The organism is Crinalium epipsammum PCC 9333 (genome assembly GCF_000317495.1).
In the GTDB taxonomy this organism is placed as follows: domain Bacteria; phylum Cyanobacteriota; class Cyanobacteriia; order Cyanobacteriales; family PCC-9333; genus Crinalium; species Crinalium epipsammum.
In genome coordinates, this window is record NC_019753.1 from 2,663,038 (window position 1) to 2,677,932 (window position 14,895).

The following is a 14,895-nucleotide window of genomic DNA, read 5'->3' on the forward strand; positions in this document are numbered from 1 at the left end:
CAGATAAACGCAGATGTAAATTAAGATTTTTCAATTTTTGCAAGGAGTTTTATACACCTGTATTGAAAGCGCAAAGCTAAATTGTGATTTTGACGATAAGTCTCCACCACAAATACAGCTAATACTGAACTATCCCTTCAAACCTTTAAAAATTATGAATTTAAGCAATACAATCCCCACAACTACTCTCGGAAGCAATGGCAAAACAGTCAAATCCCTTTGCATTGGGACTTGGGCTTGGGGCGACAAAATATTTTGGAACTATGGCAATAATTATGGTGAATCCCAAGTACGAGCAGCTTTTGAGGCAGCTTTAGAATCTGGTTTAGATTTCTTCGATACTGCTGAAATTTATGGATTCGGACTATCAGAGGAACTTATCGGAAAGTTCATGCAAGAAACTGGGCATCGGGTGGAAATAGCCACTAAATATGCCCCCTCGCCTTGGCGATTTAATGCTCAGTCTGTTTCTGATGCTTTAACTGCAAGTTTAAAACGCCTACGGGTGGAGCGAGTTAGTTTATACCAGGTGCATTGGCCATTTACCTTCCTACTGAGCCAAGAAACTTTGATGAATGCTTTAGCCGATGAGGTTGAGCGTGGCAGAATTTCCAGTGTTGGTGTCAGCAACTACTCAGCCGCCCAGATGCGTGAAGCTCATCAGATTTTAGCTGCTAGAGGAGTACCCTTGGCTGTAAATCAAACGCGCTACTCTTTACTAACTAGACAAATAGAAACTAACGGGATTTTTGACACCGCGCGTGAATTAGGTGTAACTCTCCTGGCTTATAGTCCTTTAGCTCAAGGGTTGCTCACTGGTAAATATACTGTTGAGCAATACCAGGAGCCAACAGGGGTGCGGAGGTTTGATCCTCGTTTTAGCCGTAGTGGTTTAGAAAAAATTAGTTTATTAATATCTCTCTTGCGTCAGCTTGGAGAAAAATACGATCGCACTCCTGCTCAAGTCGCTCTCAATTGGTTAATTGCTCAAGGTAACGTAATTCCGATCCCAGGTGCTAAAACAGCCGAGCAAGTGCGACAAAATGCTGGCGCGGTCGGTTGGCAACTTAGTAACGAAGATGTTACTCAACTTGCTCAAGTTAGCCAGAGTTTTAGAGTTTAAACCTAGTATCTGTTAGCAGTTTAATTACAAATATTAACAGGAGGCGATACGCGATCGCACTATGAAACTCTTGACATTCTGAGTGCTTATTAAACGCTGAAAATGGCTTAAGTTGACTGTATGCAGCAGCTTATCTATCGTTAAAAACCTCGTAAAACCACTTTTAAAAAATCAATAAATTATGCGTCAACTCTTTGTTCAAGTGCCGCAGGGGTATGGAAAAACCGTCCTCAACATTGCAAAAGCCTGCGACGGCACAAACTTGGCGCAAATTGAAGCAACAGGAGTCGATCAGCCTCTAGATTTAGTATTAATTCACGTCTCCAACGGCAAGGTTGAGGAACTGTTAGATAAACTGCAAGACGTGCCGGAGTTGAAATTTACCCTGATTCCTACAGGAGTTATGGCGCTGCACCCGCCAGCCGATGCTGCTGCCGATCAAGTCACCAGTGTCGAAGAACGTAGCCCGATCGAGATTTTCCTATCTGGACTGCAAAGTACAGGTTCATGGAAAGGGTTTCTCAGCTATGCTGCACTCGCTGGAATTATCGTCTGGATTGGCTTGTACACAAGCACCACCTTCCTGCTGGTTGCCGCGATGCTGTTGGCTCCGTTTGCGAGTCCGGCAATGAATACAGCACTGGCGACAGCAAGAGGCGATCGCCAACTTCTAGTAAGCAGCCTGATCCGATACTTTGCAGCATTGAGCGTCACGATCGCCACAACTGCCCTACTTAGTTGGATTCTGCACCAAGAAAATCCAACTAATCTGATGATTGATAGCAGTCAGGTTTCAACAGTCTCCGTGTTGATTCCCCTAGCAGCAGGAGCGGCGGGCGCACTGACGCTAATTCAGGGCGATCGCAGTAGTTTAGTCTCTGGAGCAGCAACTGGAATGCTCGTTGCCGCTTCTCTAGCTCCCCCCGCAGGCATTGTTGGCATGGCGGGTGCGCTCGGTCGTTGGGATTTAGTCATCAACGGACTTTTTCTGCTGTTGCTGCAATTGGGTGGAATTAATCTATCAGCCGCTCTGATGTTTCGCCTGTTTGGTTTATCAACGCAGGGATCTCGCTATCAACGGGGCAAACGCGGTGTGTTTCCCGCTTCTGTGGGAACGAGTGCGCTCGTGCTTACAGGTTTACTGCTGTGGCAATTTTCCAATGCGCCTAACTTACAACGTTCTAGCCGCGCTCAACGAGCAAATGCTGAAGTGCAGAAGGTTGTAAAACAAAACGGCTTAACAAAACTGGTAGAGTCAAATGTGCGCTTCACTAGAGCCAATATAGAGGGGCAAAATACTCTGCTGTGTGTGGTGTACGTCCAACGTCAGCCAGATGTTACCCGCTCTACTGAACAAATTCGCCTTGATCTAACTCAAGCAATTCAATCTCACCTGTTGCAGCAAGGGTTCAATGTTACACCATTAGTAGCGGTAACAGTGTTAGAAACACCTGCGCTTAATTAATCAACCTGGGTATGAATTCACTAAAGCTTTCTGAAAAACAAGCCCTCGAACACGAACGCTCTGAGATTTTGCAGCAGCTTGAAGACTGGCTAGATGTACCGATGTTGGTACTCAGCTTTATCTGGTTAGCTCTATTTGTGATTGAACTCACAAATAGCTTAAATTCATTTCTAGAAGGTTTAAGCTTCACAATCTGGATCGTGTTTATTGCCGAGTTTGGCATTAAGCTGCTCCTAGCTCCTCGCAAAGTGGCTTATCTCAAAGCTCAATGGCTAACCGCAATCTCACTGCTGCTCCCAGCACTCAGAACATTTCGTATTGTCAGAGTTCTTCGGGTGCTGCAAACAACGCGGGCAATGCGGGGCTTACAGTTGCTGCGGGTACTGACGCGAACCAATCGCAGTATGCGATCGCTAGCCGCAAACTTTACCCGACGCGGGTTTGGTTATGTCGTGCTGCTAACCGTGATCGTCACCTTTGCAGGCGCGGCTGGTATGTACGCCTTTGAGCAAGCAACGAATGATGCGCCTGGATTTGATAACTACGGAACTGCCTTATGGTGGACAGCGATGCTGATGACCACAATGGGAGCAGATTACAGTCCGCAGACGGCAGAAGGTCGCATCTTGTTCTTTCTGCTGGCGCTGTATGCCTTTGCCATGTTCGGTTATGTAACCGCGACACTAGCAACATTTTTTGTCGGGCAAGATGCAGATGATGATGAAGCTGAACTTGCCGGAGCGAAAGCAATCGAGGCATTGAAGGACGAAATTATGGCATTGCGAACAGAAATCCAAAACCTGCGACAAGGCGATCGCTAAATCTGAAAAAACAGTCAGTTTTGCGCGTTATATGTAAAATTTAGGTTGCAATTTGAAAATAAATGTAATGAACACAGAAATATCGACTGTCTGGGACAAAATGCAGAAAATGGTGAACGACTTCATCATTTTGCTACCCAATCTTGTGCTAGCACTAATTGTTTTTGCTATCTTCTTTTTTATCGCTAGGGCAATTAAGGGAGTAGTCAGAAATCTCACACGAGATCGCCGCCAAGCGCGTAATTTAGGCATGGTGTTAGGGAGATTAGCACAAGGGACAACGATTCTAGCGGGATTGTTTATTTCTCTGTCAGTCGTCATTCCCTCTCTGAAAGCAAGCGATCTTGTACAGCTATTGGGAATTAGTGGAGTCGCTATCGGGTTTGCCTTTCGCGATATACTGCAAAACTTCTTAGCGGGTATTTTAATTCTGCTAACTGAACCTTTCCAAATTGACGATCAAATTGTCTTCAAAGATTTTGAGGGAACTGTAGAACAGATTCAAACACGGGCAACGACAATTAGAACATACGATGGTCGGCGGATTGTGATTCCGAATTCCGAGCTATTTACTAACTCAGTAATTGTAAATACGGCATTTGAAAATCGTCGCTTACAGTATGACGTTGGTATTGGCTACGGTGATGATATTAATGAAGCAAAACGATTGATTTTAGAGGCAGTTAATCATACAGATGGGGTGCTAGAAAATCCTGCTGCTGATGCGCTTGTTGTAGAACTGGCTGATAGTACAGTCAACATCCGCGCACGCTGGTGGGTTCAGCCGCCTCGTCGTGCAGATGTATTAGACCTGCAAGATCGAGTATTGATCAATATCAAAAATAAGCTGACGGCAAATGGAATTGACTTACCTTTCCCAACTCAGCAAATTCTTTTCCACGACCAGACGGAAGCAACCGATGGCGATCGCACCCGTCAGCGAGAAGGCTGGCCCGCAGGGAAAGGCGAAGTTCCGCAGCCGCGCACTATTAGTAATGCACTTTCCAAACTGAAGTTTCAAGTAAACGGTTCTGAAGCTGGCAAAGCTAAACAGACTACAACAGATCAGGATAATTGATGCAAAATACAAAACTCAGCAAACTTTGGGACTCACTAAATTCGAGTTTTTGGTTTATACCAACACTGATGGTGATATTGGCGATCGCGTTTTCATTTATAACTATCGGGATTGATCAACGTCTAGAAACAGATATCATCAAGAATTTGGGGTGGGCTTATGCTCTCGGCCCTAGTGGCTCACGCGCGATTCTTTCAGCAATTGCTGGTTCAATGATGAGCGTTGCTACGACTGCCTTTTCAATTACGATTGTTGCACTTCAGCTTGCGTCTTCGCAGTTTGGGCCTCGATTGCTGCGTAACTTCATGCAGGATACGGGTAATCAGATCGTACTTGGAACTTTTATCTCCACGTTCGTTTATAGCCTGCTGGTACTGCGAACCATCAATGGTGTTGAAGAAAACGAGTTTGTGCCTCATCTGGCGGTGACGTGCGGTATCGGACTGGCGATCGCCAGTATTGGTGTGCTGATTTACTTCATTCACCATTCAGCTTCTTCTATTCAGGTGGATCGAGTTATTACTAAGGTTGGTCACGAGTTAGATGATGCGATCGAGCGACTCTTTCCCAACAAGATCGGGCGGAGTCCATCAAAACAACGACAAGAACCAGCGATGTCAGACATTCCAGCCGATTTTGATCGCGATGCCTGCCCCGTTAAAGTCACAAATAGCGGCTATATCCAGGCGATTGATGAAAGCCAGATTATGCAGATCGCTAAGGAAAACAACCTCTTGCTACGGATTGAGCATCGTCCCGGAGATTTTGTCGTGCGTGGCAGTGACCTCATCCTAGTTTTTCCTGGGGAACAAGTTAACAAGAAGCTGACGGGGAAAATCAACGATGCTTTTGTTATAGGGTTGCAGCGAACAGATCAGCAAGACGTAGAATTCTCTGTAAACCAGCTTGTTGAAATTGCGGCACGCGCCCTTTCACCCGGAATTAACGATCCCTTCACTGCCATCCGTTGCATTGACCAACTTAGTGTAGCTCTGTGTTATCTGGCACAAAAAGATATTCCCTCTCCCTACCGCTACGATGACGATGACAAGCTTCGCATCATTGCTGAACCTATCTCCTTCGCAGATCTAACGGATGCTGCCTTTAACCAAATTCGCCAGTATGGAAAATCCAGTGTAGGGGTAACAATGCGTTTGCTGGAGGCGATCAAAACCATTGCATCCTTCACCCATAACAAAACAGACCGTGCGGCACTGCTGCGTCATGCCAACATGATTCATCGCGGTAGCCAAGAGGGAATAAAGGAGGAATTAGATATCCTCGATGTTAAAAAGCGTTATCTAGCCGCAGTAAAAGCAATAGAAAAGCATTGAAACTTAGAGAAAAGAATAATTGAAGACAAAGTTGCTTGTTCAACTATCTGTCTTCCGTAACTTGTTGCAAAAATGGTGAGAGTTCTCGGTTAAGCTGCCCTGCCCGGACAGATTCAGCATAGGTTTCTGCCTCGATAGCCAGCAGTTCTTCCTGTAGTTGATTGGTGACAAAGCTTTGGAGGTCAGGATGTTCATCCTGAAGCTGCTTAATTTTCTGTTTGAGAGAAATTAGTTCGCCACTTACCAACGCCGTCTGGTAACGATAAAAATCTGGCTCAACCCCCGGACGTTTTTCAGTTTTTTCTAGATGTTGCAGCACCCTCTGAAGCGCAGTTTGACGGGCGATCGCTTCTAAAAATTCCTGACGCAAGGGTTGATTACCTAACAGATTTAGCTTTTTCAACAGTGGTTGAATTGTCAAACCCTGTACCAGTAGAGTGAACAGTACCACGCCAAAAACCGTCGCAATAATTTTTTCTCGTTCCGGCAAGATCACAGGCATACTTAATGCCAAGGCGATTGAGACAGAACCTCGTAATCCACCCCACCACAGAATAGTTTGATCGGGAAGAGAAATTTCGGAGTTAGTAAAGCGATTGCTCAAAAAGCTCAAACCATAGATAGCGATCGCCCGTGTTAAAATCATCGCGCCAACAGTAATAGCTATTATTCCCAGGTTATCTCCCAGAATCGCAAACCGCACCTGATCGCCAATCAGCAAGAACACAATAGAATTGACAAAAAACGACAGGAACTCCCAAAACTCGCTGACGATAATTCGAGTACGGGGATTCATCCCAATGCGAGACCCAAAGTTACCCAAGATCAAGCCTGTTGTTACTACTGCAATCACGCCTGAGCCGCCCAAATCCTCAGTAATCAAATAAGCGCCGTAAGCAGAAACCAGGGTGAGGGATTGTTCTACAAGTGGCAGATCAAATCGCTGAGTCAGGTAAGAGAGACCAAAGCCAATTAAACAGCCTATTCCAACGCCAATACCAACTACTTGAAAGAATTGAATCAAAATTGGCTGAACTGCAAGTTCATCAGTTCCTAGCGAAAATGACAATAAAAACCCAAAAGCAACAACAGCCACCCCATCATTAAATAAACTTTCTCCCTCCATCAGGACGGTGAGGCGTTTTTCCACCCCCAATTCTCGAAATAAAGCTGTTACAGAAACCGGGTCAGTCGCTGACAAACTTGCTCCTACTAACAGAGCAGTGGTTAATGACAGTCCCCCCAACTGATTTAACCCCAATGCTACTCCCGCAATAGAAATCAACACCCCTACAACCGCATACAGACAAATAGGAACCAGATCCCGCTTTAATTTTGACCACTGCAAATTCCAGGCAGCCTCAAAGAGTAGAGGAGGTAAAAAAATCGACAAAATCAATCCTGGTGAAAGATTAACCAGTCGCACATCCACAAGCGCCAGCCCTAGCCCAACTATCACTAGAAGCAGAGTATAGGGAATGCGGCGAAACCAGCTAAAGACTTGTGGTAGAGTCGCAACACTTAAAGAAACCGAGAGGACTAGCAGAAATTGCTTAAGATTGGTTTCAATAGCAATTTCGCTGACTGTAGATTCAACTGCCATAGTTTTAAGGAAAGATTGCTTTCGTTCTCAGTCTATTTCTAGATGACCACTACAATTGCTAGTACGATGTTGAGGAAAAACAAAACAACCTTTATTTTTATTACTTAATATCTCATGCTAGGTAACAATATAATATCTATTGCTTCACCAATAGCTAAACCTAATCCAGATAAAATTGTAAATATCAAAATTTTATTTAATTGACTCAACCCCTGGGAACGCATTTCTATTTTGACTAAGAATGTAGATATAAAAGGTATAACAACAATATTCAGCAGCATTGGAAAAGCTGCTATTGCCGCTACTAAAATACTTACTAATAAAGCAAAACTTAAAAGTACAAACCAACTTTTGGAAAAAACCTTAGTTAAAAATAATACTAATGGGTTGGCTTCTTTCGCCAAATAGAAAGCTATGAAGGAAATCAATAAACCGACAACCCAAATAATGTTGTGAGCAGCTAAAGACCAGCCTAATAAAGTGTAAGTAAGCCATAGTAAGAACAGAGAAAAATTCAAATTAAGTCCAAGATTCATAATTAAATAAAAAATATTTATATTTTGCTTAACTTCTTGAAGTTTAACAAATTAGCCTAGTATGCACGTAGTGAATAGCCCATAAAAAGTATGGAATTATTCTTGCCGCCGCACTTCCTGCACCTGTCCGACCTCAAAAACAAGAGTAAACTGCTGCCCCATTTCCCTCTCAACAAATTCCTCTAATAACTGTACCTGCCGAGGCGTAACAGGTTCTTTGGCTCGCACGCTTAAACGAACTTCAGGGGGATTGGTTAACCAATTTGTATTAAATTGAAGCAGTTGTAATCGTTGAAATGTTACCGTCCGATTAACCAAGGCTCGCTGCAAACTGGTTTCTAGCTGTGCTTGCCGAATTAGGCGCGTAAAGCTTGCGCCTAAAGGTAATAATAGAATTGCTGTAAGTGCTAACGTCCAACTAATGGCTTTACGAGCTTGATGTAAAGGTGTGTAGCCTGCCAATAGAAAGGTGAGCATACAAGAAAGAGTGATGCCCAGCAAGTTAGTTAAGTAAAGTAGTGTAGCTCCGAAACTAAGTGACCAGTTGGATTGTGCCATTCCTAAACCAATTACACAAAGTGGTGGCATCAAAGCAACTGCGATCGCAGTTCCCGCTAAACTGCCTGAAACCTTTGGTTCTACTTTGGCATAACCACTAATGCTACCTGCGGCAATGGCAATTCCCAAGTCTAAAAGCGTGGGTTCAGAGCGGGCAAGAATTTCACTGTCGTAGCTAGGAAGTTGAACGAGCAAACCAACACTATAAGCGATCGCAACTGCTAGTAGGGTTCCTACCAAAAGCGTAATCATGCCTCTGCGAAATAACAGCACATCTCCCTCTAATGCACCAAAAGCTAAACTCCGAATTGGTAACATTAGAGGTGCAACGAGCATCGCACCAATAATTACTGCGGTACTATTGGCGAGTAAACCTAAAGTAGCGATCGCACAAGAACCAATAATCAAAATTAAGTAAGAGGAGTTGAGCGTTGATTCATCAAGCAATTCCAGTTGGCACTGCTGAATTTGTTCAAGTTTTGCTTGTTTACGTCTGAAGTGCTGGAAACGATTGCGAATATTGCTCAACATGATCAACCTAAATAATAGAAAAACTCATCAAACAAGCTGACTTGAATTTATTGTAATTAGCCCAGAAAGAAGGGTTAGTTCGCTTAAAATATTTAGATGAGTCAGGATTGTGTCAGTGGAGTCCAGTTAGTTATGTAACAAAAACTTTACATAACTGTGTTTATTTACGCCTACCTACTTAGCTGCTATAGCATTTTTTGCTAAAGGATTGCTCGATTTAGGAGGGCAACTAACTCCCTTACCTTATCCTAAACAAGACGGTGAGCTAGTTAAATCTGGCATTTATAGCTTAGTCCGCCATCCCATTTATAGCGGTGTGATCCTAGCAGCCGTTAGTTGGACAATCTTCCAGATGAGTTTCTCTCACCTATTGGCAGCAGGTATTTTATTTGTCTTTTTTGATATTAAGGCTAGTCGTGAGGAAACCTGGTTGAGCCACAAGTATCCAGATTATCCAGAATATCGAGAAAAAGTAAAAAAGTTGATCCCAGGGCTGTACTGAGGGTCAATACCAAAAAAATAGCAACATTAAATACAACAGAGTTAAATCTTTACGATACAATTAGCTCTTGGTGTGAGTAAGTAAAAATAACTAGCAAAAGATTAATGTCTACTCGTTCATTAACTCTGACCCGTCCTGAAACCTCTGTTGACAGTTCATCGTCCTTAAGTGATGTCTCTACCGCTTCAAGAGGTGATATAAGGATTATGCAGTTGACCAAGTGCCTATACCAGGCTGACCAACAAGCTAAGTTTTTACATTTACAGGCAGAAGTTGATGTTCTGTTGCAACAGCTACAGACCATCAAACAGCAACGCCCTGACATTACAGAAGATGCCCCTAGCCAACCAAACACCTAACTACTAAATATTAGGCTCGTCATTAAACTTACCTTGGGCTGATAAAGTAAATTTAATTACCCTGTAACCCAAGGTAATTAAGGCTATCTAAATGCCCAAATAAAAAAGTAGAACCATAACTACGGGCAACCCGTAAGGGTAATTTAAACCCAATAAACACGAATTTAGCGGATTATCAGTGTTAGCATCGACATAGCAGCCTGCTTCTTAACTTGCCTAACAGCAGGTTTTTTATGTGGGAAGATTTAGCCTTTCTTTGTCAATAACATCTGGGAAACTTATTTTTCTTCATGACTATATCGCCAATTAAAGAAAAAGCCCTCAGCCCAATATCTTCTAAAACAGCTTCAACGCTTCGTTTAAAAGATGTTGTGAAGACTTTGCCGCGTGAGGTTTTTCAAAAAGATACTCGCAAAGCTTGGACACAAGTTTTGCTTAATGTCTTAGCCGTAGGCTTGTGCTACTGGGGTTTGGCGATCGCTCCCTGGTTTTTATTACCGCCATTGTGGATATTAACTGGTACAGCCATTACTGGTTTCTTTGTAATTGCTCACGATTGCGGTCATCGTTCGTTTGCTAAACGTCGCTGGGTAAATGATTTAGTCGGTCATGTGTTTCTGCTGCCACTAATTTATCCGTTTCACGGTTGGCGGATATTGCACAACTTCCACCATAAGCACACCAACCAACTTGATATAGACAACGCTTGGCAACCTTATAGACCAGAGGAGTACGAAAGTTCAAATACTCCGATTAAATTTGTCTATAGCAAATTACGGGGTCGGTTTTGGTGGGTATCTTCTATTATCCATTGGGCAGGGCTGCACTTTAATTGGTCGAGCTTTGAAGGTAAAGAAAGGCAACAAGTAAAGTTTTCAGCACTTGTAGTAATCGCTTTTGCCAGCATAGCTTTTCCTACCCTAATTGCTACTACTGGTATCTGGGGATTTGTCAAATTTTGGCTATTACCTTGGTTGGGATACCATTTCTGGATGAGTACCTTTACCATCGTTCACCACACCGCGCCAGATATTCCCTTTACTCCGGTTGAAAGTTGGGATGAAGCGATCGCACAACTATCGGGAACCGTACACTGTGATTATCCTCGTTGGATAGAATTTCTTTGTCACGACATCAATGTTCACGTTCCCCATCATATTTCTCAAGCAATTCCCTCTTATAATCTCCGCAAGGCTCATCAAAGCCTCAAAGAAAACTGGGGAAATTATCTTTACGAAACCCGTTTCTCTTGGGACTTGATGAAGCAAATTACAGATAAGTGCCATTTGTATAGTCCAGAAGATTGCTATCAGTCTTTTAAGGAATTTGAACTAGCACGTCAATCAACAGCAAGCAACAACTGATAGAATTGACATCCTAATTACCTAAGTTTCAAATTAACAAGCAAGCTAGTAATTTGTACTAACTTGCTTGTTTAGTTTATAAAGCTCAGATTTTTACTTAAAAACCCATAACTTGATGAGCATGATTAAACTTAAAACTCAAGTGGCTCATTGTTAATTGTTAATTGAAAAAAAAATGCCTACTCCATGTCACATTCTTGTAGAAAGTAATCCTGTAGTTATCTACGCCAGTCGCAATGGTTCGCCTGATAAAGTTTTGCCGATTCTTAACCAATTCATCCAGAAATTTTGGCAAGAAAGAGAAACGGCTGGTGAAAATAAAGACACACCTGAATGTTTAGTAGCCCAAATTCTTGTGCGATTTGGCTATGAAATTTGTGAAGATGATTTCTCTAACTTAAAAGTAGGGGTGAATTATTCACAAGATGTGAATTATCTTTACTTTATTTCATTAGATCGCCAAATAACTGTTTGGGTTCCAGATGATTCCTATCATAATAATCCAGTATTAGGGCTTAAAGGTTGTCGCCAGTTAGCGGGAGATCAAGATATAAATTGAATAATTAATTCTGATTTGCATTAATAGCCCGTAGATATACCCTTGGTCAATTAACAATGTTTTGATATTTATTTGACTATTCCAAATAGGACTCATGCCAAACATTAGTGCCTTATGATCATAAAAAGGTTGTGAAGGCTCAAATAGCATCTTGACGCGCAAGCTTGTATTTTAAGATAAATATAAAGACCAAAGAATTAAATTATGTTTGACGCACTAGCTGAAAGTTTAGAAGATGCTTGGAAAAAACTGCGGGGTCAGGACAAAATCCGCGAGTCAAATATCCAAGAAGCCCTGCGGGAAGTTCGCCGCGCCTTATTAGGGGCAGATGTAAATCTTCAGGTAGTTAAAGATTTCGTTGCCGAAGTCGAAACTAAGGCATTGGGAGCGGATGTAATTGCGGGTGTTCGACCTGACCAGCAGTTTATCAAAATTGTTTACGATCAACTGGTCGAGGTGATGGGGGAAACAAACGTTCCCCTAGCAAAAGCAGAAACATCGCCAACAGTGGTATTAATGGCGGGGTTGCAGGGTACTGGTAAAACCACAGCGACCGCAAAACTAGCTTTACATCTGCAAAAGCTAGAACGCCGCGCACTTTTGGTAGCGACAGACGTATATCGACCAGCAGCAATTGACCAGCTAGTAACACTAGGTCAACAAATAAATGTACCTGTGTTTGCAATGGGTACTGACGCTGACCCCGTAGAAATTGCGCGTCAAGGGGTTGAAAAAGCTAAGGAAATGGGTGTTGATACCGTCATTATCGACACGGCTGGTCGTTTGCAAATTGACGAAAATATGATGGGGGAATTAGCCCGCATCAAAGAAATTGTCCAACCACACGAAACATTGTTAGTGGTGGATGCGATGACGGGTCAAGAGGCGGCAAATCTTACCCGCACATTCCACGAACAAATAGGCATTACGGGAGCTATCCTAACCAAGTTGGATGGGGATACTCGCGGTGGTGCGGCGCTTTCAGTGAGACGGATTTCTGGTCAGCCGATTAAATTTGTAGGCGTGGGTGAAAAGGTAGAGGCGTTACAGCCTTTTTATCCTGACCGGATGGCATCTAGAATCCTGGGAATGGGAGATGTTCTCACTTTAGTAGAGAAAGCCCAAGAGGAAATAGATCTTGTAGACGCAGCAAAAATGCAAGAGAAAATGATGTCTGCGAAGTTTGACTTCACAGATTTTCTCAAGCAGATGCGGTTGCTGAAGAATATGGGATCACTGGGGGGAATGCTCAAGATGATTCCAGGGATGGGCAAACTATCTAATGAGCAGTTGAGCCAGGGAGAAACTCAGCTAAAGCGTGCTGAGTCGATGATTAACTCAATGACGAAAGAAGAACGCGGTAATCCTGATTTATTATCGAGTTCTCCCAGCCGTCGGCGTAGGGTTGCTCGTGGTTGCGGTTATGGAGAATCTGATGTCAGTAAGCTGGTGAGTGATTTTACTAAGATGCGATCGCTCATGCAGCAAATGAGCCAAGGCGCTATGCCATCAATGCCTGGAATGCCTGGATTATTCGGTGGCATGGGAGGTGGTAACCGCATGGCGCAACCAGGTTGGCGCGGTCAGCAAGGTGGCGCGGGTAAGCAAAAGAAGAAAAAGGACAAAAAAAAGAAAGGCTTTGGGACTTTGTAGAATGTAGAGACGCAAAATTATGCGCTACGCGAACGCGGATCTACAAGGGTTTTATGTAACGCTTTAGCTTTTTTAATATAAATAAATAAGCTTTGGTGTTACGATAGTCTATCCACCGATCAAAAACTAGACAATTAATAGCTAATAGCGGTTTGCTAATAGCTTAAAATCAAACTACAGCATTATTCCTCAAAATGGTCAAACTAAGATTAAAGCGATTTGGTAAGAAACGGGAAGCAAGCTATCGGCTGGTAGCAATCAATAGTGATACCCGCCGTGATGGGCGACCTCTGGAAGAACTGGGTTTTTACAATCCCAGAACAGATGAAGTTCGGTTGAATGTCGAAGCAATTGTGAAACGACTCCAAGAAGGCGCTCAACCAACCGAGACGGTACGCAGCATTCTTAGAAAAGCCAATGTCCTTGAACAAGTCCGTGCCTGAGCAATCGGTTATTTATTCCCAACGGTCAAACCATCAGCCAAACTACTCTGAATTGGTGCGATTTTTGCTACAGCCCTTTTTAGATGCGCCGAATTCACTAAGCTTAGACTGTGAAATGTTAAATGGACAGTCTAAGGTGTGGATTCGGCTGGCTTTTGAGGAAGCAGATAAGGGACGTGCATTTGGTCGTGGTGGGCGGAACATTCAAGCAGTTAGGACAGTGATTGAAGCCGCAGGTAAAGCGGTGGGTCAATCTGTCCATTTGGATATATATGGTAGCAATGCTGGTGCAGCAGAGCGCGATAGCAGCGAGACTGACTCGGATAGTAAACCTGCTCCGAGAATATCTCCACCTCGCCCGTCATCTGCACCCAAACCTGCTATTAAATCGCGCCCTCAATTCCCTTAAAACAATTAACAATTATCAATTACCTCACAGTTCAATACGCGACGCTTGAAATAAAGAAAAATGTTTTAATTTTTCATAACTAAAGGTACAGGGCAAGCAGACTGATAATTGATAATTGATAAACGCCCCACTTGTAAATCAGGTGGGGTAATTTATTTAGGACTTAGGCATTTTTTTAAAGGTGAAACAATTAGAATAAGAAGAAAATTATTACAATACTATGATATCACCGTATGATAGCTTAAATTGCAACTATGGAACGAGAAGCTGTTACTGTCCGCATTCCTGGCGACCTACTTCATCAAGCAAGGCAGCTTAGGGAGGGCAGCGAGTCTTTTAATGAGATGGTTGTCGAAGCGATCGCTCGTAAGGTGCGACGAAGGCAATCCCTAGACTCAAATAAGATGAATTTATCCTAGCGTTACCAGCCAGTCATGCTAGTTGCGCCCGCATTTACATATATATATTGGCTGTGTTGACACTCTCCCGTCAAGCTTGTGCTGTGACTGGAGATTCTTGCTTCATTGAGAAATGCTTTTGATGCAAGCACCAAGTAG

Annotated in this window: 16 protein-coding genes; 13 read left to right on the forward strand and 3 right to left on the reverse strand. The window is 43.1% G+C overall.

Features of this window, described 5'->3' with window-relative positions; all coding sequences use genetic code 11:
- Nucleotides 1-172: 172 nt before the first annotated feature.
- The 5 genes from CRI9333_RS11505 (at nucleotide 173) to CRI9333_RS11525 (ending at nucleotide 5,821) form a co-directional block, all read left to right on the forward strand.
- Nucleotides 173-1,123 carry an aldo/keto reductase gene (locus CRI9333_RS11505; RefSeq protein WP_041226597.1) on the forward strand — a complete coding sequence of 317 codons (951 nt, stop codon included), beginning with the start codon at nucleotides 173-175 and terminating at the stop codon, nucleotides 1,121-1,123.
- 181 nt (nucleotides 1,124-1,304) lie between these two features.
- Nucleotides 1,305-2,588 (forward strand): DUF389 domain-containing protein, encoded by a 1,284-nt coding sequence (locus CRI9333_RS11510; RefSeq protein ID WP_015203339.1) that lies wholly within the window; start codon nucleotides 1,305-1,307, stop codon nucleotides 2,586-2,588.
- Nucleotides 2,589-2,599: 11 nt separating this feature from the next.
- On the forward strand, nucleotides 2,600-3,409 hold the full coding sequence (locus tag CRI9333_RS11515; RefSeq protein ID WP_015203340.1) for an ion transporter: 810 nt from the start codon (nucleotides 2,600-2,602) through the stop codon (nucleotides 3,407-3,409).
- A gap of 67 nt (nucleotides 3,410-3,476) precedes the next feature.
- Nucleotides 3,477-4,487: a mechanosensitive ion channel family protein gene (locus CRI9333_RS11520; RefSeq protein WP_015203341.1), complete on the forward strand. Its 1,011-nt coding sequence runs from the start codon at nucleotides 3,477-3,479 to the stop codon at nucleotides 4,485-4,487.
- Nucleotides 4,487-5,821, forward strand: a complete 1,335-nt coding sequence (locus tag CRI9333_RS11525) for a DUF2254 domain-containing protein (protein WP_015203342.1) — start codon at nucleotides 4,487-4,489, stop codon at nucleotides 5,819-5,821. The genes CRI9333_RS11520 and CRI9333_RS11525 overlap by 1 nt, the downstream gene beginning before the upstream one ends.
- A 43-nt stretch (nucleotides 5,822-5,864) precedes the next feature.
- Here CRI9333_RS11525 and CRI9333_RS11530 read toward each other — a convergent pair whose 3' ends face one another.
- From CRI9333_RS11530 to CRI9333_RS11540, 3 genes are all read right to left on the reverse strand, one after another.
- On the reverse strand, nucleotides 5,865-7,424 hold the full coding sequence (locus CRI9333_RS11530; protein WP_015203343.1) for a cation:proton antiporter: 1,560 nt from the start codon (nucleotides 7,422-7,424) through the stop codon (nucleotides 5,865-5,867).
- 104 nt (nucleotides 7,425-7,528) lie between these two features.
- Nucleotides 7,529-7,960 carry a hypothetical protein gene (locus CRI9333_RS11535; protein WP_015203344.1) on the reverse strand — a complete coding sequence of 144 codons (432 nt, stop codon included), beginning with the start codon at nucleotides 7,958-7,960 and terminating at the stop codon, nucleotides 7,529-7,531.
- Between the two features lie 96 nt (nucleotides 7,961-8,056).
- Nucleotides 8,057-9,049 (reverse strand): DUF389 domain-containing protein, encoded by a 993-nt coding sequence (locus tag CRI9333_RS11540; protein ID WP_015203345.1) that lies wholly within the window; start codon nucleotides 9,047-9,049, stop codon nucleotides 8,057-8,059.
- A gap of 187 nt (nucleotides 9,050-9,236) precedes the next feature.
- Between CRI9333_RS11540 and CRI9333_RS11545 the strand changes: the two genes are divergently transcribed.
- The 8 genes from CRI9333_RS11545 (at nucleotide 9,237) to CRI9333_RS26735 (ending at nucleotide 14,757) form a co-directional block, all read left to right on the forward strand.
- Entirely contained in the window at nucleotides 9,237-9,551 is a 315-nt protein-coding gene (locus CRI9333_RS11545; protein WP_269667530.1) for a methyltransferase family protein, read from the forward strand.
- Between the two features lie 104 nt (nucleotides 9,552-9,655).
- Nucleotides 9,656-9,910, forward strand: coding sequence for a hypothetical protein (locus CRI9333_RS11550; RefSeq protein ID WP_015203346.1), 255 nt, complete (start codon nucleotides 9,656-9,658; stop codon nucleotides 9,908-9,910).
- A 290-nt stretch (nucleotides 9,911-10,200) separates the two neighbouring features.
- On the forward strand, nucleotides 10,201-11,274 hold the full coding sequence (locus tag CRI9333_RS11555; RefSeq protein WP_015203347.1) for a fatty acid desaturase: 1,074 nt from the start codon (nucleotides 10,201-10,203) through the stop codon (nucleotides 11,272-11,274).
- A gap of 175 nt (nucleotides 11,275-11,449) precedes the next feature.
- Entirely contained in the window at nucleotides 11,450-11,833 is a 384-nt protein-coding gene (locus tag CRI9333_RS11560) for a hypothetical protein (protein WP_015203348.1), read from the forward strand.
- Nucleotides 11,834-12,037: 204 nt separating this feature from the next.
- The gene (gene ffh / locus CRI9333_RS11565; protein ID WP_015203350.1) at nucleotides 12,038-13,486 is read left to right on the forward strand and encodes a signal recognition particle protein; all 1,449 of its coding nucleotides are present in this window, start codon (nucleotides 12,038-12,040) and stop codon (nucleotides 13,484-13,486) included.
- Between the two features lie 194 nt (nucleotides 13,487-13,680).
- Complete coding sequence (rpsP, locus tag CRI9333_RS11570; protein WP_015203351.1) at nucleotides 13,681-13,929, forward strand: 30S ribosomal protein S16; 249 nt, start codon at nucleotides 13,681-13,683, stop codon at nucleotides 13,927-13,929.
- Nucleotides 13,922-14,338 (forward strand): KH domain-containing protein, encoded by a 417-nt coding sequence (locus tag CRI9333_RS11575; RefSeq protein ID WP_232229319.1) that lies wholly within the window; start codon nucleotides 13,922-13,924, stop codon nucleotides 14,336-14,338. The genes rpsP and CRI9333_RS11575 overlap by 8 nt, the downstream gene beginning before the upstream one ends.
- 254 nt (nucleotides 14,339-14,592) lie before the next feature.
- The gene (locus tag CRI9333_RS26735; RefSeq protein WP_015203353.1) at nucleotides 14,593-14,757 is read left to right on the forward strand and encodes a YlcI/YnfO family protein; all 165 of its coding nucleotides are present in this window, start codon (nucleotides 14,593-14,595) and stop codon (nucleotides 14,755-14,757) included.
- Nucleotides 14,758-14,895 lie beyond the last annotated feature (138 nt).

Excerpts from the sequence above, each read along its gene's own strand:
- CRI9333_RS26735 (WP_015203353.1), top strand. The coding sequence starts at position 14,593 with ATGGAACGAGAAGCTGTTACTGTCCGCATTCCTGGCGACCTACTTCAT.
- rpsP (WP_015203351.1), top strand. The coding sequence starts at position 13,681 with ATGGTCAAACTAAGATTAAAGCGATTTGGTAAGAAACGGGAAGCAAGC.
- CRI9333_RS11535 (WP_015203344.1), bottom strand. The coding sequence starts at position 7,960 with ATGAATCTTGGACTTAATTTGAATTTTTCTCTGTTCTTACTATGGCTT.
- ffh (WP_015203350.1), top strand. The coding sequence starts at position 12,038 with ATGTTTGACGCACTAGCTGAAAGTTTAGAAGATGCTTGGAAAAAACTG.
- CRI9333_RS11555 (WP_015203347.1), top strand. The coding sequence starts at position 10,201 with ATGACTATATCGCCAATTAAAGAAAAAGCCCTCAGCCCAATATCTTCT.
- CRI9333_RS11560 (WP_015203348.1), top strand. The coding sequence starts at position 11,450 with ATGCCTACTCCATGTCACATTCTTGTAGAAAGTAATCCTGTAGTTATC.
- CRI9333_RS11540 (WP_015203345.1), bottom strand. The coding sequence starts at position 9,049 with ATGTTGAGCAATATTCGCAATCGTTTCCAGCACTTCAGACGTAAACAA.
- CRI9333_RS11510 (WP_015203339.1), top strand. The coding sequence starts at position 1,305 with ATGCGTCAACTCTTTGTTCAAGTGCCGCAGGGGTATGGAAAAACCGTC.
- CRI9333_RS11515 (WP_015203340.1), top strand. The coding sequence starts at position 2,600 with ATGAATTCACTAAAGCTTTCTGAAAAACAAGCCCTCGAACACGAACGC.
- CRI9333_RS11520 (WP_015203341.1), top strand. The coding sequence starts at position 3,477 with ATGAACACAGAAATATCGACTGTCTGGGACAAAATGCAGAAAATGGTG.
- CRI9333_RS11525 (WP_015203342.1), top strand. The coding sequence starts at position 4,487 with ATGCAAAATACAAAACTCAGCAAACTTTGGGACTCACTAAATTCGAGT.
- CRI9333_RS11550 (WP_015203346.1), top strand. The coding sequence starts at position 9,656 with ATGTCTACTCGTTCATTAACTCTGACCCGTCCTGAAACCTCTGTTGAC.
- CRI9333_RS11530 (WP_015203343.1), bottom strand. The coding sequence starts at position 7,424 with ATGGCAGTTGAATCTACAGTCAGCGAAATTGCTATTGAAACCAATCTT.